Below are 18035 nucleotides of genomic sequence, written 5' to 3'. Positions count from 1 at the left end.
AAGCCGGCGAATGCCGGCTTTTTTAATGGCGATAGCTTTTACTTATGGGTGACGTAGATGAATAACCTTTTACCCGAACAGTATGCCAACACGGCACTCCCCACCCTGCCCGATCAGCCGGACAACCCGGGAGTGTGGCCTCAGCGTGAGCTGACGTGTGCGGATATCAAAGCGCACATTGAGGTATTTCAGCGTTGGCTGGGTAAAGCCTTTGACGAAGGCATTTCTGCGGAAGCGCTCATTGAAGCGCGCACCGAATTTATCGACCAAATGCTGCAACGGCTGTGGATTGATTATGGCTTTGGGCAAATCAGCGACGTCGCGCTGGTCGCTGTCGGCGGGTACGGACGCGGTGAGTTACACCCATTGTCCGACATCGACCTGCTCGTCCTGAGCCGTAAAAAGCTGTCGGACGAACAGGCGCAAAAAATTGGTGAACTGCTGACGCTGCTGTGGGACGTCAAGCTGGAAGTGGGCCACAGCGTTCGCACGCTTGAAGAGTGTCTGCTCGAAGGGCTATCCGATCTGACCGTCGCCACCAATCTGATCGAAACACGTTTGCTGATTGGCGACGTCGCGCTGTTTCTTGAACTACAGAAGCACATTTTCAGCGAAGGCTTCTGGCCTTCCGAAAAATTCTTTGCCGCCAAGGTTGAAGAACAAAATGTGCGCCACCAGCGGTATCACGGCACCAGCTATAATCTTGAGCCAGATATCAAAAGCAGCCCGGGTGGGTTGCGCGACATCCACACGCTTCAGTGGGTTGCCCGTCGCCATTTTGGCGCGACATCCCTTGATGAGATGGTCGGCTTTGGCTTTTTAACCGAAGCCGAACGCAACGAGCTAAACGAATGCCTGCATCTGCTATGGCGGATCCGTTTTGCGCTGCATCTTGAGGTCACCCGCTATGACAACCGTCTGCTGTTCGACAGGCAGTTGAGCGTCGCCCAGCGCCTGAACTACAGCGGTGAAGGCAACGAGCCGGTTGAACATATGATGAAGGATTTCTTCCGCGTCACCCGTCGCGTGAGTGAACTTAATCAGATGCTATTGCAGCTTTTCGATGAAGCGATCCTGGCGCTGACCCCGGATGAAAAGCCGCGCCCGATCGATGACGAATTCCAGCTGCGCGGTACCTTGATCGACCTGCGCGACGAAACGCTGTTTATGCGCGAGCCGGAAGCGATCCTGCGCATGTTTTACACCATGGTTCGCAACAGCACGATCACCGGGATCTACTCCACGACGCTGCGCCATTTGCGTCACGCACGCCGCCATCTGAAACAGCCACTTTGCTACATACCGGAGGCCCGCTCGCTCTTTCTGAGCATGCTGCGCCATCCTGGCGCGGTCAAACGTGGTCTTTTACCGATGCACCGCCACAGCGTGTTATGGGCCTATATGCCCCAGTGGTCGCACATTGTCGGTCAGATGCAGTTTGACCTTTTTCATGCCTACACGGTGGATGAACATACCATTCGCGTGATGCTGAAACTCGAAAGTTTCGCGAATGAAGAAACCCGTTCCATGCATCCGCTTTGTGTGGATCTGTGGCCGCGACTCAGCCACCCGGAGCTGATCCTGATCGCAGCCCTATTCCACGATATCGCCAAAGGGCGCGGCGGCGATCACTCCGTGCTCGGCGCGCAGGACGTGCTGAAATTTGCCGAATTGCACGGCCTCAACTCGCGAGAAACCCAGCTGGTGGCGTGGCTTGTGCGTCATCACTTGTTAATGTCCGTGACCGCACAGCGTCGCGATATTCAGGATCCGGAAGTCATCAAGCAGTTCGCCGAAATCGTCCAGACGGAAAACCGGCTGCGTTTTCTGGTGTGTCTCACCGTGGCAGATATCTGCGCCACCAACGAAACGCTGTGGAACAGCTGGAAGCAAAGCCTGTTGCGCGAACTCTATTTTGCCACTGAAAAGCAGCTGCGCCGTGGGATGCAAAACACGCCCGATATGCGGGAACGCGTGCGTCACCACCAGCTTCAGGCATTGGCACTGCTACGCATGGACAACATTGATGAAGAGGCCCTTCATCAGATCTGGTCGCGCTGTCGGGCGAACTATTTTGTGCGTCACAGCCCACATCAGCTCGCCTGGCATGCCCGCCATCTTCTCGACCACGATCTGTCGAAGCCGATGATCCTGTTGAGTCCACAGGCCACACGCGGCGGGACGGAAATTTTCATCTGGAGCCCTGACAGAGCCTATCTGTTTGCTGCGGTGTGCGCTGAACTGGACAGGCGAAATCTTAGCGTGCACGACGCGCAGATTTTCACCACGCGCGACGGCATGGCGATGGACACCTTTATCGTGCTAGAGCCAGACGGAAGCCCTCTTTCTGCCGATCGCCATGAAGCCATTCGCTTTGGTCTGGAGCAGGCCATTACTCAGCACAGCTGGCAGCCGCCGCAACCGCGTCGCCAACCGGCAAAACTGCGCCATTTTACCGTCGATACCGAGGTCAATTTCCTGCCGACCCATACCGATCGTAAATCGTTCCTCGAACTGATCGCCCTCGACCAGCCGGGACTGCTCGCACGCGTTGGTCAGGTCTTTGCGGACCTGGGAATTTCCCTGCATGGCGCCAGAATTACAACCATTGGCGAGCGAGTAGAAGATTTATTCATAATCGCTACTGCCGACAGGCGTGCGCTTAATAATGAGCTGCAACTTGAGGTGCAACAACGGTTGACAGCGGCCCTCAATCCAAACGATAAAGGGTGACGTGTTTTTTAGTGAAATGGAAAGTGTAAACAATGCAGCAGTTACAGAACGTTATTGAGTCCGCCTTTGAGCGTCGCGCCGATATTACTCCGGCAAATGTGGATACCGTAACCCGCGAAGCGGTTAATCAGGTGATTTCCCTGCTTGATTCCGGCGCGCTGCGTGTAGCAGAAAAAATTGACGGCCAGTGGGTCACGCATCAGTGGCTGAAAAAAGCCGTGCTGCTCTCTTTCCGTATTAACGATAACCAGGTTATCGACGGTGCGGAAAGCCGCTACTTCGATAAAGTCCCGATGAAATTCGCTGATTATGACGAAGCGCGTTTCGTGAAAGAAGGTTTCCGCGTTGTGCCGCCTGCGGCCGTTCGCCAGGGTGCATTTATTGCACGCAATACCGTGCTGATGCCGTCTTATGTGAACATCGGTGCTTACGTTGACGAAGGCTCAATGGTGGATACCTGGGCGACCGTTGGTTCTTGCGCCCAGATTGGTAAAAACGTTCACCTGTCCGGCGGCGTCGGTATCGGTGGCGTTCTGGAGCCATTGCAGGCCAATCCAACCATCATTGAAGACAACTGCTTTATCGGCGCACGTTCTGAAGTGGTTGAGGGCGTGATCGTTGAAGAAGGCTCCGTGATTTCCATGGGCGTTTATATCGGTCAGAGCACCCGTATTTACGATCGTGAAACGGGCGAAGTACATTATGGTCGCGTACCAGCAGGTTCCGTTGTCGTTTCCGGTAACCTGCCGTCGAAAGACGGTAAGTACAGCCTGTATTGCGCGGTTATCGTGAAAAAAGTCGATGCCAAAACCCGCAGTAAAGTCGGCATTAACGAATTGCTGCGTACCATCGATTAATCAGGTACAACAAAAAGCGGGGCTACCCCGCTTTTTTTACATCTGAAGGTGGCGAAAATAGATTTTTTCGTTAATTATTCATGGGTTATGTTGAGATCAAGGGTACCGCTATGTACGATAATCTGAAAAGTCTGGGCATTACCAATCCTGATGAAATTGATCGTTATAGCCTCCGCCAGGAAGCGAACAACGATATTTTGAAAATCTATTTTCACAAGGACAAAGGAGAGTTTTTCGCGAAAAGCGTGAAGTTCAAATACCCACGTCAACGTAAAACCGTCGTCGCTGATGGTGTCGGCCAGGGGTATAAAGAAGTTCAGGAAATCAGCCCCAACCTGCGCTACGTGATCGATGAACTCGATCAGATCTGCCAGCGCGACCGCACCGAAGTCGATCTGAAACGTAAGATCCTCGATGACCTTCGTCACCTTGAAAGCGTTGTGACGCACAAGATCAGCGAAATCGAAGCCGATCTTGAGAAATTGACCCGCAATAAGTAAAAAACAAAGCGGCAACCTTGCGTTGCCGTTTTTCGTTTTTTCTCCTTCTGCCCGTGGGTGAGAGCATCAGCGTGCACTCTACATCATCTCTGTTCATCCAGTTGCAACGCGACGTAAAGCAGCAGCCTGTCGTCGAAATTGCCCAAATCGAGTCCGGTTAATTCCGAAATACGGTTCAGACGGTATTCCAGCGTATTTCGGTGAATAAACAGTGCCTTCGACGTCGCCAGTGGCTGGACGTTATGGCGAAACCATGCCTGCAACGTCCGGCGAAGTAATCCATTGTTATCCATCGCCTTCAGGCGCACTAATGGCCGCGCCAGCTCGTTGGCTTGCCAGCCACCGCGCAAGCTGTCGAGCAGCACCGGGAGCATCAGATCCTGATAAAAATATCCCCTGCTTTCCGGCATGCGCTGTTTACCCACCATCATGGTGGTGCGCGCCGTTCGCCATGAACGCGCGATGCTGCCGGGACCGGTAAAATAGTTGCCCAGCGCGACGCGAAAACGCAGTTGCCCGTTCTCTTTCATTCGCGCAATTAGCTGCTCAACCCGACGGCGGTGATCTTCTGCATCCCATCGGCCAAACTGATTCAGCGCAGGCTTGAGCACCACCATTTCTGTCAATGAAACGATTGCGACCAGGTTGTTACGCTCCGGGGTCGCTAGCGCGTTTTGCAGCTGTTGTAATTCCGCCATCGCGCTGTCCACGCCTAGCTGGCCGCTATCAACTTCGATAACCGCCACAACGCGCGGTTGATTGAGATCGATACCCAGACGCTGCGCCCATTCGGTCAGCGCAGGGGTGTGCTCTTCGGCCTGAATCAGGTTCATCACCAGCTCTTCGCGCAGGCGACTGTCCTGCGCCAGAAGATGCATCAGACGCGATTGTTCCAGCATCATCTCGGCGGTCATGCACACCAGCTCACCGTATTTGCGCAAAGATTCAGGCTCACCCGTCAGGCCAATTACGCCAACGATTTCCCCTTCCAGACGCAGCGGCAGATTGATGCCCTGGCGCACACCATGCAGATGCCGCGCGACGGCATCGTCAATATCAACGACGCGTCCCTGGGAAAGCACCAGCAGCGCGCCTTCGTGCAATTCACCAATACGCTCCCGATCGCCGCTGCCGATGATTCGCCCACGGGCATCCATTACGTTGATATTGGTATCGATGATGCGCATAGTGCGCGCCACGATTTCCTGCGCCATTTTGGTATCGAGATGCCAGCCAGCCATGTAATCCTCCCGTGAGCAGAGCTCAAGCATAGGGAAGTTCAATAACGGCTGCATTGTGCGAATGCACAAAGTCAGGGAAAGAAATATGGACTTGTGGGAAGGGTCACAGAAAAGGAGACGCTCCAGCCTGAAGTCAGGCTGGAGCGGAGGAGATTACTGCATCAACAGGTATAGAGTGGTGTCACCACGCTGGATATTCAGCGCCAGCACGTTAGGTTTGCTGTCGAGAATTTTGCGCAGCTCAGCAATGTTTTTCACCGGCTGCTGGTTAGCGCCAATAATCACATCGCCTTTTTTCAGCCCAATGCGCGCCGCTGGAGAGCCAGCTTTAACGTTGCTCACGACTACACCTTTATCAGCTCCTTTGTTGCTCATATCCGCACCTTCAATACCGCTGAAGATAGAGCTGGAATCGACCTGAGTCTGGCTGCTCTGCTGCAGTTCAAGATTCACGCTGACGGGTTTACCGTCGCGCAGCAGACCCAGCGTCACTTTGCTGCCCACCGGCATTGAGCCGACTTCAGCGCGCAGCGCCGCAAAGCTGCTGATTGGCTTACCGTTCAGGGTGGTGATCACATCACCCGCCTTGATACCGGCTTTCGCTGCAGAGGAGTTTGGCATCACCTGGCTAACAAAGGCCCCGCGCTGCGCGTCAACTTTCATTGCCTTCGCCAGTTCGGAGTTCAGTTCCGTGCCCAGAATACCCAGTTCACCGCGTTTGACCTGGCCGAATTCAACCATCTGGCTGGTCAGGTTTTTCACCATGTTACTTGGGATCGCAAAGCCGATACCGATGTTACCGCCGTCCGGTGCCAGAATCGCGGTGTTGATACCGATCAGCTCACCGTTCAGGTTAACCAGCGCACCGCCGGAGTTACCGCGGTTAATGGCCGCATCCGTCTGGATAAAGTTTTCGTAGTTTTCCGCATTCAGGCCGCTACGGCCCAGTGCAGAAACGATACCGGATGTCACCGTTTCACCCAGACCAAACGGGTTACCGATGGCGACGGTGTAATCGCCGACGCGCAGGGCATCGGAATCAGCCAGTTTGATGGCCGTCAGGTTTTTTGGATCCTGAATCTGAATCAGAGCGATATCAGAGCGCGGGTCTTTACCCACCACTTTGGCATCAAATTTACGGCCATCGCTCAGCTGTACTTTGATGGTGCTGGCATTGTCCACAACGTGGTTATTGGTAACGACATAGCCTTTCGCCGCGTCAATGATCACACCCGATCCCAGCGCCATGAATTTTTGCTGCTGACCGCCGCCATTGCCGCCGGAGCTGTCATCGCCCGCGCCACCGCCCTGACAGAACGGTGAACTCTGGAATGGCGAACCGTCCTGACAGAACGGAGAATTATCGCCAAAGAACTGCTGGAAGTTACGCGGCATGCGCGGCGTATTAACGGTTGTGCTCCCCTCAACGTTAATACTCACCACCGATGGCATCACTTTTTCAAGCATCGGGGCCAGGCTTGGCATCTGCTGCGCGGTTGTGGCCGAAGACGCGGTCTCGGCTGCGCTTGCAGAAAGGGGAGACAACGCTAAACCTAAACTCAAAGCGAGTGCACTCATTGCTAATGTTGTTTTTTTCATGTTCTCAATCTCGATTAACAGATTACGCAAAATTGCTGTGTACATCAGATTCGTTTTCAGCGCCTAAGTTCCGGGATTAAGTTTCTGGAAAAAGTAAAAATTTATTGGCCGTCTTTACAAAACTCATCAGTTATTCCACAGCCATCAGACGACGGTATTCATCCCATGCATACAAATCTGTCATCCCGCTGATATAGTCCTGAATAAGCCGACAGCGGTAATAATATTCCATCACTGGCCACTGTGCAGAGGTGCGATCAATTTTACTCACGGCTTCGACATAGGCAAGACGATGACGGGTCGAGAGTTTATGTAATAGTCGTGTTTCAATCGGCAGACGTTTCACGCGATCTGTTTCTACAAGTTCAGTAAATTCCTCTACGGATAATTTCAGCAGCGGCTGATAAATATCCAGCAGACCGCTGATCACGCGGTAGCCTTGTAATTCCAGCTGTTCGACATCTGGGTGGCTAAAGACATGACGAATAGCGACATTTTTATATAACTCAAGAAGTTGACTGAAACTGCTGTCGTCCTCAAGCAACGCATGATTAAACTCACCGGAGAAAATCGCGGGCAAGTTATCGATAAAACGCGCAGCGGAATACGGCACCAGTTTATTTAACGTGTTGACGCGCAAATACATAAAGAACTGATCTTCAGTGCTGCGACTGAGGGTATTCGAGCGCGATTTATCCCAGGCATTTTCCACAACCTGAGAAAATAATGAGCCTTTTTCGTGGGTGCCCCATGCATCATAAAGATGCTGATAAAGTTCCTCGACGCTGAATATTCTTTTCTCAACGGCGTCTTCCAGATCGGCCACGCAATAGGAAATGTCATCGGCAGCTTCCATAATCCAGGTCAATGGAAAACGGCCGTGAGGCGTCAGTGACAGTTCCTTACGCAGTCGTTCAATATAGGCCTCTTCAGACAAATAATAGCCGGGCTTTTTCATTAAATAACTGTGGGACGCAGGCGGCTCGCCCATCCACCATGCCGGACGGGTGTATTTCAGGATGCAACCCACCTGCGCCCAGGTCAAATTCATCCGCATCAGGGAGTGCACCAGCCTGATTCCTTGCGCATTGCCTTCAAACTGACACAGATCCTGACGCACTTTGCGCCGCAGATCGTTTAATGGTTCTTCGCCTTCGCGCAACCGTAAATCCCGGACGATGCAGCGATCGTCGCTTTGCGGTTGGCTGGCAGCGTCCAACGGGAACAAGCGCTGTTTAAACCAGTCGTTGATCGCCGCCTCACCAAAATGACCAAACGGCGGATTGCCGATGTCATGCATCAGACACGCCATCTCAACGATGCTCTCGAACGGGCCGGTCAACTCATCCAGACCGTACGTTTCCAGCAGGCGCTGTTCTTTAAGGCGACTTAGAATTTCTTTGGCGATGTAGCGCCCCACCTGCTGAACTTCCATCGAATGGGTCAGACGCGTGCGGACGGCAGCATTACGCTCGAGCGGGAACACCTGGGTTTTTTGCTGTAAGCGGCGAATGGCAGGAGAGTTAATGATGCGCCCACGATCGCTTTCGAAGATCCGCAGGATCTCATGCTCGCTCTTGCTCCCCTGTGGGGATCGGAATCGACGATGCCAGTTAATTTTGTTGCGAAAATCGATTGGTGCCATGTGCTCCCCCGCGTGAGAATGCGTTTCCCCTTAAGCGCATGATAGACTATGCATCTTAACAAGGCACATCGCGAGTAAATCTATGAAAATCGGCATTATTGGTGCAATGGAAGAAGAAGTTACGCTGCTGCGTGACAAAATTGAGAACTGTCAGACTCTGTCTCTGGGCGGCTGTGAAATCTATACCGGCCAGTTGAACGGGACTGACGTGGCTCTGCTGAAATCAGGCATCGGTAAAGTCGCTGCCGCGCTGGGCGCGACGCTACTGCTGGAGCGCTGCAAACCTGACGTGATCATCAACACCGGTTCTGCGGGCGGTCTGGCGCCAACCCTGAAAGTGGGCGACATCGTCGTTTCTGATGAAGCACGCTATCACGACGCCGATGTGACCGCATTTGGCTACGAATACGGCCAGCTTCCGGGCTGCCCGGCCGGTTTTAAAGCCGACGACAAATTGATTGCTGCCGCTGAAAGCTGCATCGCGGAACTGAACCTCAACGCCGTACGCGGCCTGATTGTCAGCGGCGACGCTTTCATCAACGGTTCCGTAGGCCTGGCAAAAATCCGTCACAACTTCCCGAATGCCATTGCTGTTGAAATGGAAGCGACGGCTATTGCGCACGTGTGCCATAACTTCAGCGTGCCGTTCGTCGTCGTTCGCGCCATCTCAGACGTGGCCGATCAGCAGTCCCATCTGAGCTTTGACGAGTTCCTGACCGTTGCCGCTAAGCAGTCCACGATTATGGTGGAAACCCTGGTGCAGAAACTGGCGCGTGGCTAAGTTTTTAGGGGCGCTGGTCGCCCTGTGTCTGCTCTCACCGGCGTGGCTTCTGGCTGCGCCGCGTGTGATTACCCTCTCCCCTGCCAATACTGAGCTGGCCTTTGCCGCGGGGATCACCCCCGTCGCGGTCAGCAGTTTTTCTGACTATCCCCCCGAAGCAAAAAAACTCGAGCAGATCTCGACCTGGCAAGGCATGAACCTTGAACGCATCGTGGCGCTGAAGCCGGATTTGGTCCTCGCGTGGCGCGGCGGAAACGCAGAGCGGCAGGTCAATCAACTCACGTCACTCGGCATAAACGTGCTGTGGATTGATGCCATCAGTATTGAGCAGGTCGCTCAGGCGCTACAGGATCTTGCGCCTTACAGCCCGACGCCTCAAAAAGCCAGACAGGCCGCGCAACAGTTGCTGAAGGACTACGCGGATCTGAAAGCCCGCTATGACACACCCGTCAAAAAACGCGTGTTCCTTCAGTTTGGCAATCAGCCACTGTTTACCACCGGAAAGGGCTCGATTCAAAACCAGGTGCTGGAAGTCTGCGGCGGCGAAAATATCTTTGCGGCGAGCCGCGTTCCCTGGCCGCAGGTGAGCCGTGAACAGGTGCTGGCGCGTCAGCCGCAGGCCATCGTCGTGGCAGGCAATGCGAGCGAGATCCCTAAAATTGAACAATTCTGGCAAAGCCAGCTAAAAATTCCGGTTATCGCCCTGCACAGTGACTGGTTTGAACGCGCAAGCCCGCGTATTATCCTCGCCGCAAAACAACTCTGCTCTGCGTTGTCGCAGAGCCATTAATATAGCCCCTGGTCATTTTAGGACTCGACGATGCTCGTTTATTGGCTGGATATCCTGGGAACCGCCGTCTTTGCCATCTCTGGCGTGCTGCTCGCAGGCAAACTGCGCATGGACCCGTTTGGCGTGCTGGTGCTCGGTGTGGTGACTGCGGTGGGCGGCGGGACGATCCGCGATATGGCGCTCGATCACGGTCCGGTGTTTTGGGTGAGAGATCCCACCGATCTGGTGGTGGCGATGGTCACCTGCCTGCTAACCATCGTGCTGGTACGTCAGCCTCGCCGTTTACCCAAGTGGATCCTCCCGGTGCTGGATGCCGTCGGATTGGCGGTTTTTGTCGGGATCGGCGTTAACAAGGCGTTTATGGCGGGCACGGGTCCGATGGTCGCAATCTGCATGGGCGTATTGACGGGCGTCGGCGGCGGTATTATCCGCGATATTCTTGCGCGTGAAGTGCCAATGATATTGCGTACCGAAATCTACGCCACCGCCTGCATTATCGGCGGGATCGTTCACGCCACAGCGTTTTATACTTTTGGCGTTGAGCTGGAAACCGCAGCGATGATCGGCATGGTGGTGACGCTGGCGATTCGTCTGGCGGCGATACGCTGGCACTTAAAATTGCCGACGTTTGCGCTGGATGAGAATGGAAGGTAAAAGCAAACGGCAACCCCGTTGCCGTTTTTAATGTTTTCTCCCGCTCCCCGTGGGAGAGGGTCGGGGTGAGGCCATCGGACCGCACCTCGCAAAAGCAAACGGCAACCTAAGGGTTGCCGTTTTAGTCTTTGCCCCCCGCCGTGCGGGAGAGCGCTGGGATCAGGACATCAGAAAGCCCTGCCCCTTAAACCATTAGATGCTGAAGGAAGAACCGCAGCCGCAGGTGCTTTTCGCGTTCGGGTTCGTCACGACAAAGCGTGAACCTTCCAGACCTTCGGTGTAATCCACCGCGCCGCCCACCAGATATTGCAGGCTCATCGGGTCAACGACCAGCGCAACGCCCTGCTTCTCGATGGTCATATCCCCATCGTTGATTTTATCGTCGAAGGTAAAACCGTACTGGAAGCCGCTGCAACCGCCGCCTGTAATATAAACTCGCAGTTTCAGCTCCGGATTATTTTCATCGGCAATCAGGACTTTCACTTTTTTGGCTGCTGCTTCAGTAAATTGCAACGGCAGCGCTACGTCATCACTCATTTTTTGCTCCCATGAATACTGCTATTGAGTAAAAATCACCCAATTCATATTTTCATTATCTAATACCCTGGTAATTCATTCAAGTATTCTGCTTCACGGCAAGCTCAGCCTCCTGCTTCGCCAGGGTGCGGGCAAGAATCGTGGAGTATAGCGGCTTTCCGCCCAGGAATTGGGCTAATAGTGTCGCGCCGAGGCAGGTAATGATCATTGGCAAAATGAGCTGATAATTGTCCGTCATTTCCAGAACCAGCAAAATGCCGGTCAACGGTGCCCGCAAAGACGCGGCCAGCAGCGCCCCCATTCCGGCGATGGCAAACGTACCGGCTTCAAGGTGATAAGCCGGGAACCCCACCGCCGCCGCCATGCCAAACGCCGTACCGAGCAGCGTCCCTAGCGCCAGCATAGGCGCAAAAATCCCGCCCGGGGCACCGGAAGAAAAGCACAGCAGCGTGGTGATCACGCGAGTGAAAAAGAGAAACAGCAGCATCCCGATGCTGAAATTCCCCGCCGCCGCGATGGGAATCAGGCTGAATCCGCCGCCGGACGTCTCAGGTTCGATGACCCCCAACACGCCGCACATCCCGCCGAGCAACCCGCCCACCAGCACCCACTTTGTCATATTGCCGCCGTGAATACGCTGGAACAGATCCTGAGTGCGCAGTATCAGCGTGTTAAATAGCGGTCCGATAACGCCAAAAATCATGCCCAGAATCAGATACAGCCAGAGCGTATTAACCGGCGCATTGGTGAATTTCCCCACCTCAATCACTGCGCCTTCGCCGTTGAAAATGCGAAACACGATGCTCGACATGATCACGCCCGTGAAGACCGCTTTGATCGAAATAAGGTTGTAGCGAAACTGCGGGCGCATCTCTTCGATAATAAACAAGATCCCCGCCAGCGGCGCGTTAAACGCGGCGGACAAACCCGCGGCAGCGCCCGTCGCGAGCAGCGTGTGCTGCGCTTCGCCGCTGCGCATACGGAAAATATCCGCCACCATACGCCCGATATTCCCGCCCAACTGCACCGTTGGGCCTTCGCGTCCTAACACCATTCCCGCGCCGAGCGTGCCCATCCCGCCAAGGAATTTGACCGGGATAACACGCCACCAGCGGACCGGGCGCAACTCTTCCAGCGCGCCTTCGATTTCCGGTATTCCGGAACCGCCCGCTTCCGGCGCGTATTTACGCACCAGAAAATAGCCCACCATCGCCAGCAACGCCGACAGCCCAAACGCCAGCGGCCACACAAGCCACGGATTTTCTGCCGTCGCTGCCAACGTGCCGATACGCCAGTTGAGTATGGCATTAACGGCTTTTTCGAACGCAATCCCCACCAGTCCTGCGAGCGTACCGACGACCGCCGCCATAATCAGGATCATCAGCGGCGTTTTATCACGATTGAGCAGGCGTCGAACGCTTATCCGGCGGCGCGCGCGCGCCAATTGTTGTTCTTCAAATGAGGAATTGTTTGCAGTCATCACCAATTCTTATATTGATCATACAAATATTTAAGGGGATTTTAATGCGCCTGACACCGCGCGTCGCCTGAAAAATCCTTAACCTTTGTTCTGTATCATTTGGGCAAAAATTTTATAACCATCCGCGAATCACTTAGAATAGCTGGCTTACCCTTTTTCTACGAACCAGGAACACGCTATGAGCAAGTCTGAAAACCTGTACAGCGCTGCACGTGAGCTTATCCCGGGCGGCGTAAACTCTCCCGTTCGCGCCTTTACCGGCGTCGGTGGAACGCCGCTGTTTATTGAACGTGCAGACGGTGCGTTTCTGTACGATGTCGATGGCAAAGCCTATATCGATTATGTCGGTTCCTGGGGTCCGATGGTGCTCGGGCACAACCACCCCACCATCCGCAACGCAGTCATTGAAGCCGCACAGCGCGGGTTAAGTTTCGGCGCGCCTACCGAAATGGAAGTCAAGATGGCGGAACTGGTGACGGAACTGGTCCCGACGATGGATATGGTGCGCATGGTGAACTCCGGCACGGAGGCGACCATGAGCGCCATCCGTCTGGCGCGTGGTTTTACCGGACGCGACAAAATCATCAAATTTGAAGGCTGCTATCACGGCCACGCTGACTGTCTGCTGGTCAAAGCCGGTTCTGGCGCACTGACGCTCGGCCAGCCGAACTCGCCGGGCGTACCGGCAGATTTCGCTAAGCACACGCTCACCTGCACCTATAACGATCTCGACACCGTTCGCGCGGCGTTTGAGCAGTATCCGCAAGAGGTTGCCTGCATCATCGTTGAGCCTGTCGCGGGCAACATGAACTGTATTCCACCGCAACCAGAGTTCCTGCCGGGCCTGCGCGCGCTGTGTGACGAATTCGGCGCGCTGCTGATTATCGACGAAGTGATGACCGGTTTCCGCGTCGCGCTGGCGGGCGCGCAATCTTATTACGATGTAGTGCCTGACCTGACCTGCCTTGGCAAAATCATCGGCGGCGGTATGCCGGTGGGCGCATTTGGTGGACGCAAAGATGTGATGGAAGCGCTGGCACCGACCGGTCCGGTTTATCAGGCCGGTACGCTGTCCGGTAACCCTATCGCCATGGCCGCTGGTTTTGCCTGTCTGACCGAAGTCGCGCAGCCTGGCATTCACGAAACCCTGACCGATCTGACCACCCAACTGGCTAACGGCCTGCTGGAAGCGGCGGAAGAAACGGGCGTTCCGCTGGTGGTGAACCACGTTGGCGGCATGTTCGGTATCTTCTTCACCGATGCGAAAACCGTGACCTGCTATCAGGACGTGGTGAAATGCGACGTTGAGCGCTTCAAGCGTTTCTTCCATCTGATGCTGGAAGAAGGTGTGTATCTGGCGCCATCAGCGTTCGAAGCGGGCTTTATGTCCGTCGCGCACAGCGTGGAAGATATCAATAAAACCATCGACGCAGCGCGTAAGGTGTTTGCGAAGCTTTGATGGGTGCGGCCTGATGCCCTCTCCCACAGGAGAGGGCGAAAACACTAAAAAAGGCAACCGAGGTTGCCTTTTTGCATTTATTACCGACTCTGCTTTCTCAACAGATAAATAAAGTACGGCGCACCGATAAAGGTCGATAGCAGTCCTGCCGGGATCTGATATGGGAACAGCACCATTCTGCCCAGCCAGTCCGCGATGACCAGTATCATCCCACCCGTTAGCGCCGACATCACGATAAACGGCATCGTGCGACGGAAGCCCATCATGCGCGCAATATGCGGTGCCATCAGGCCAATAAAACTCAACGGACCAATTGTCATGGTCGCGACCGCCGTCAGACAAGCCGCCAGCAACAGCAGCCCCACGCGCGACGGCGTCAGCGCGACGCCCACGGCACGCGCGGTTTCACCGCCCAGCGGCAAAATGGTCATCCAGCGACGACACAGCGGCGTCACCGCCAGCAGCAACAGCATCGCGATGCCGGAATGCATCACCTGAGCGCCCGTGGCGTTATATGTTGAACCTGAAATCCACGTCAGGATCTGCGCCATGCGCGGATCGCCGCTGGCCTGCAGCATCATCAGCAGCATGGTAAACGCGGTACTCAGCGCCATCCCCGCCAGCAGCATGCGATGCGGCGAGAAACCGCCGCGCCCTGCCGCGATCATGATAATGAAAAGCGTGGCCGCCGCGCCGAGACTGCCCGCCGGCATCAGCCAGCCAAAGGCGTCGCCCGGTACAAAGAACAGCATCAACACCACGCCAAACGCCGCGCCGGAGCTGATCCCCAGCACTTCCGGGCTCGCCATCGGGTTGCCGGTTAAGCGCTGAATAATACAGCCCGCCACGGCCAGCATGACGCCCGCAATCAGCGCGGAGGAGATTCGCGGCCAGCGCCACTGCGCGAGGTCGTTGAGGAGTGTTCCGCTTGCCCAATGCCAGCCGCTGGCATCGCGTCCCAGAGACAGCGCCAGCCAGCAGATGAGAACCAGCACGCCGACACCCGCCAGGGAAAACCACAGGATGTGCTGGCGCTCGGCATACACTTTGTCCCCGGCATCCATCGCCGGCGCACTCATGCTGCGAAGACGCGGCAGCAGCCAGAGCAGAAGCGGCGCGCCAATCAGCGCCGTGACGGACCCGGTCGAAACTTCCATCCAGACGCGCGCCAGCCAGAGAATAATTTGGTCGGAAAGCCAGAGGATCAGTGCCCCAATCAGCGGAGCCAATATCAGGCGCGCCAGCAATCGGCGCGCACCGAGCATTTTCGCCAGCAGCGGCGCAAACAGCCCGATAAAGCCGATAATCCCCACAGCATTGACCAGCAGCGCACTGAGCACAATCGCCAGCGTCAAAGCCCCCAGACGTGCCAGCGACAGCGCCAGGCCGAGATTACGCGCCACGCCGTCATCCAGCCCCATCAGCGTCAACGGACGCAGCAGCAGCAAGGTCAGCAGCACGCCGCCGAGCAACTGCGGCCACAGGCGCTGCACGATGCTCCAGTCGGTTTGCGTCAGCGTTCCAGTGCTCCAGAGGAACATGCTTTGCAGCTGATCGTGATGAAACAGCACCAGAAGCTGATTGATCGCCCCGCAGTACAGACTCACCACCAGGCCCGCCAAAATCAGCGTGACCGGAGAAAGGCGTTTACCCCAGGCGACGCCAAACACCAGCGCCCCCACGATGCACGCGCCCGCCAGCGCGGCAAACTGGCTGGTTAACGCGCCAGGCAGCGCCCAGAGCGTGGTTATCGTGATCCCAAGCTGCGCGCCGGTGGCGACGCCAAGCGTGGTTGGCTCCGCCAGCGGATTGCGCAGGACCTGCTGGAAAAGCACGCCGACAAGACCCAGACCTGCGCCGACCAGCAGCGAAATCGCCAGCCGCGGCAGCAGGCTGTAGTGGAAAATCATTTGCTGGATATTGTCGATATCAGGAACGGAAATCGCCTGACCCCACTGCCCGCGCGGCAGCGCAATTGACAGATTTGACCCCGTCAGAAGCAGCGCGGCAATGAAGACAACACCCAGCAGGAGCGCCGGGAAAAGCGCGAAACGTGATTTCATGCTTTGCCTCCGATCGCACCGTCAAGCACGCGGGCGAAGTGCATCGCAGAGAGCGTCGCGCCGTAGAACCACACCGCTGGCACGCGCTGGAAACGCTGCTCGCGTACAAACGGCATGGCCTGCCACAGCGGCGTCGCCATCAGGGTTTGCATTTCACGCTCATTACCATGATCAAAACAGAGCACGTCCACATCGCGGAACTGCGCCAGACGATCGATACCGATCGCAGTACTGCCCCAGAACGTCATCTCGCCTTCCCAGGCATTCGGAATCCCGTAACGATCGAGCACTTCCTGGAACAGGCAGTTTTTGCCAAACACCAGCATATGCCGCGCGTCCAGTAGCGTGACCATCAGCAACGGCCGATCGCCGCGATGCGCAAAGCGCGGTTTTAAGGCGTCGATAACCTTGTCGAAATGATCGAGATGCTCTTTTGCCACCGCCTCTACATCCAGAAGCTGCGCCATTTCAGAGAGGGAGTGACGCGCCATGGTCAGCGGTTTTTTACCGTCGCTGAACGAGAAACCGCGGCCCGGCGCGATGCGCGCCAGCGTCTCCGCAGACGGGCCGTAGCCCGCAGACCAGACTAAATAGGACGGCTTCATCTGGGTCAGTAACTCAAGATTGGGTTCGGTGCGCAAACCAATATCAATCACCGAGTCCGGGATTTTTGGCTCGTTGACCCACAGGTTATAGTTGGGAATATCCGCCACACCGTAGGGCGTGATACCCAGCGCCAACATCAGCTCAACCGGCAGCCACTCCAGCGCCACAATTCGGTGCGGGTTGATGGCGGCGGCGCGGGCGGTGCCCATTTTTAGCAGCAGTGGCGAAAGCGCCATGGCCGTCAGTAAGCGACGGCGACTAATCATAGAATCCCGCATCAGTAGACAAAGCTCACCGGTGCAGCGCCGGCCGGATGCGGCAGAATGCCCATCGGAATGCCGTAAATCAGCTCCAGCGTTTCGCTGCGCATCAGCTCAGATGGTGTGCCCTGGGCGATCATTTCCCCGCCGCGCAGCGCCACCAGATAGTCGCAGTAGCGCGCGGCCATGTTGATGTCATGCAGAACGGCAATCACCGTCAGCCCTTTTTGCTGGCTGAGACGATGGATTAACGCCAGGACATCCACCTGGTGCGCGATATCCAGCGCGGAGGTCGGTTCATCGAGCAGCAGACAGTCGCTATCCTGCGCCACTAGCATTGCGATCCACGCCCGCTGACGCTCACCGCCGGACAAACTATCGACCAGGCGATGCGCGAGCGGTTTTAAGCCGACCAGCGCGATTGCCTCGTCCACTTTTTCTCTGTCGGCCACGCCAAAACGCCCGAGCGCACCGTGCCACGGATAACGCCCTATCGCCACCAGCTCGCGCACGGTCATCCCTTCAGCCTGCGGCAGTTGCTGCGGTAAATAGGCAACTTTGCGGGCAAACGCCTTGCTGTTCCAGCTGTCGAGCGGCTGTCCATCAAGCAGGATATCCCCTTCTGACGGCGGCTGATGGCGACCCAGCATTTTGAGCAATGTGGATTTACCCGAACCGTTGTGGCCGATAAGGCCGGTCACTTTGCCAACAGGGAACGTCAGGGAGAGCGGGTGCAGCAACGTGCGTCCGGGCACGCGGAAGGAGGTGTTATCGAGCGTAAAGGTGGTATCGGATTGCGAGTTTTTATCCTGCATGGTGGCCAACGTCAA

Annotated in this window: 15 protein-coding genes; 7 read left to right on the top strand and 8 right to left on the bottom strand. The window is 55.9% G+C overall.

The annotated features are described in order from the left end of the window. Positions 1-57 precede the first annotated feature (57 nt). The 3 genes from glnD (at position 58) to I6L74_RS12240 (ending at position 4090) form a co-directional block, all read left to right on the top strand. Positions 58-2733 carry a bifunctional uridylyltransferase/uridylyl-removing protein GlnD gene (gene glnD, locus I6L74_RS12250; protein ID WP_059180071.1) on the top strand — a complete coding sequence of 892 codons (2676 nt, stop codon included), beginning with the start codon at positions 58-60 and terminating at the stop codon, positions 2731-2733. Positions 2734-2765: 32 nt separating this feature from the next. After that, entirely contained in the window at positions 2766-3590 is an 825-nt protein-coding gene (dapD, locus tag I6L74_RS12245) for a 2,3,4,5-tetrahydropyridine-2,6-dicarboxylate N-succinyltransferase (RefSeq protein ID WP_012016112.1), read from the top strand. A 110-nt stretch (positions 3591-3700) separates the two neighbouring features. Continuing rightward, complete coding sequence (locus I6L74_RS12240) at positions 3701-4090, top strand: DUF3461 family protein (protein WP_012016111.1); 390 nt, start codon at positions 3701-3703, stop codon at positions 4088-4090. An 83-nt stretch (positions 4091-4173) separates the two neighbouring features. On the opposite strand, the gene cdaR is transcribed toward I6L74_RS12240, so the two are convergent. The 3 genes from cdaR to dgt all read right to left on the bottom strand — a co-directional run bounded on the left by cdaR (position 4174) and on the right by dgt (position 8575). Next, positions 4174-5331: a DNA-binding transcriptional regulator CdaR gene (cdaR, locus tag I6L74_RS12235; RefSeq protein WP_012016110.1), complete on the bottom strand. Its 1158-nt coding sequence runs from the start codon at positions 5329-5331 to the stop codon at positions 4174-4176. A 153-nt stretch (positions 5332-5484) separates the two neighbouring features. Next, the gene (gene degP, locus I6L74_RS12230) at positions 5485-6930 is read right to left on the bottom strand and encodes a serine endoprotease DegP (RefSeq protein ID WP_059180235.1); all 1446 of its coding nucleotides are present in this window, start codon (positions 6928-6930) and stop codon (positions 5485-5487) included. A gap of 130 nt (positions 6931-7060) precedes the next feature. After that, on the bottom strand, positions 7061-8575 hold the full coding sequence (gene dgt, locus I6L74_RS12225; RefSeq protein WP_059180072.1) for a dGTPase: 1515 nt from the start codon (positions 8573-8575) through the stop codon (positions 7061-7063). 82 nt (positions 8576-8657) lie between these two features. Here dgt and mtnN point away from each other — a divergent pair, with 82 nt between their 5' ends. The 3 genes from mtnN to I6L74_RS12210 are packed head-to-tail and all read left to right on the top strand — an operon-like array spanning position 8658 to position 10800. Further along, positions 8658-9356 (top strand): 5'-methylthioadenosine/S-adenosylhomocysteine nucleosidase, encoded by a 699-nt coding sequence (gene mtnN, locus I6L74_RS12220; RefSeq protein ID WP_059180073.1) that lies wholly within the window; start codon positions 8658-8660, stop codon positions 9354-9356. Then, positions 9349-10146, top strand: a complete 798-nt coding sequence (gene btuF, locus I6L74_RS12215) for a vitamin B12 ABC transporter substrate-binding protein BtuF (protein WP_059180074.1) — start codon at positions 9349-9351, stop codon at positions 10144-10146. The genes mtnN and btuF overlap by 8 nt, the downstream gene beginning before the upstream one ends. 30 nt (positions 10147-10176) lie before the next feature. After that, positions 10177-10800 carry a TRIC cation channel family protein gene (locus tag I6L74_RS12210; RefSeq protein ID WP_012016105.1) on the top strand — a complete coding sequence of 208 codons (624 nt, stop codon included), beginning with the start codon at positions 10177-10179 and terminating at the stop codon, positions 10798-10800. Positions 10801-10992: 192 nt separating this feature from the next. On the opposite strand, the gene erpA is transcribed toward I6L74_RS12210, so the two are convergent. Both erpA and clcA read right to left on the bottom strand, forming a co-directional pair. Then, a complete protein-coding gene (gene erpA, locus I6L74_RS12205) occupies positions 10993-11337 on the bottom strand; it encodes an iron-sulfur cluster insertion protein ErpA (RefSeq protein ID WP_059180075.1) in 345 nt (114 codons plus the stop codon). A 79-nt stretch (positions 11338-11416) separates the two neighbouring features. Beyond that, positions 11417-12817: a H(+)/Cl(-) exchange transporter ClcA gene (clcA, locus tag I6L74_RS12200; RefSeq protein ID WP_059180076.1), complete on the bottom strand. Its 1401-nt coding sequence runs from the start codon at positions 12815-12817 to the stop codon at positions 11417-11419. A 178-nt stretch (positions 12818-12995) separates the two neighbouring features. On the opposite strand from clcA, the gene hemL reads away from it, so the two are divergent. Further along, positions 12996-14276, top strand: a complete 1281-nt coding sequence (hemL, locus tag I6L74_RS12195; protein WP_059180077.1) for a glutamate-1-semialdehyde 2,1-aminomutase — start codon at positions 12996-12998, stop codon at positions 14274-14276. 80 nt (positions 14277-14356) lie between these two features. Here hemL and fhuB read toward each other — a convergent pair whose 3' ends face one another. Genes fhuB through fhuC form a run of 3 tightly spaced genes read right to left on the bottom strand, consistent with a single transcriptional unit; the run spans position 14357 to position 18020 of the window. Continuing rightward, positions 14357-16339, bottom strand: a complete 1983-nt coding sequence (gene fhuB / locus I6L74_RS12190; RefSeq protein WP_059180078.1) for a Fe(3+)-hydroxamate ABC transporter permease FhuB — start codon at positions 16337-16339, stop codon at positions 14357-14359. Beyond that, positions 16336-17223: a Fe(3+)-hydroxamate ABC transporter substrate-binding protein FhuD gene (gene fhuD / locus I6L74_RS12185; protein ID WP_059180079.1), complete on the bottom strand. Its 888-nt coding sequence runs from the start codon at positions 17221-17223 to the stop codon at positions 16336-16338. Before fhuD ends, fhuB begins: the two co-directional genes overlap by 4 nt. Next, a complete protein-coding gene (gene fhuC, locus I6L74_RS12180) occupies positions 17223-18020 on the bottom strand; it encodes a Fe3+-hydroxamate ABC transporter ATP-binding protein FhuC (protein WP_059180080.1) in 798 nt (265 codons plus the stop codon). Before fhuC ends, fhuD begins: the two co-directional genes overlap by 1 nt. Between the last annotated feature and the right edge of the window lie 15 nt (positions 18021-18035).

The sequence above is a fragment of the Lelliottia amnigena genome (assembly GCF_019047465.1).
Taxonomy (GTDB): domain Bacteria; phylum Pseudomonadota; class Gammaproteobacteria; order Enterobacterales; family Enterobacteriaceae; genus Enterobacter; species Enterobacter amnigenus.
The sequence above is the reverse complement of the archived record's forward strand: the minus strand, read 5'-3'. Positions and strand labels throughout refer to the sequence as shown.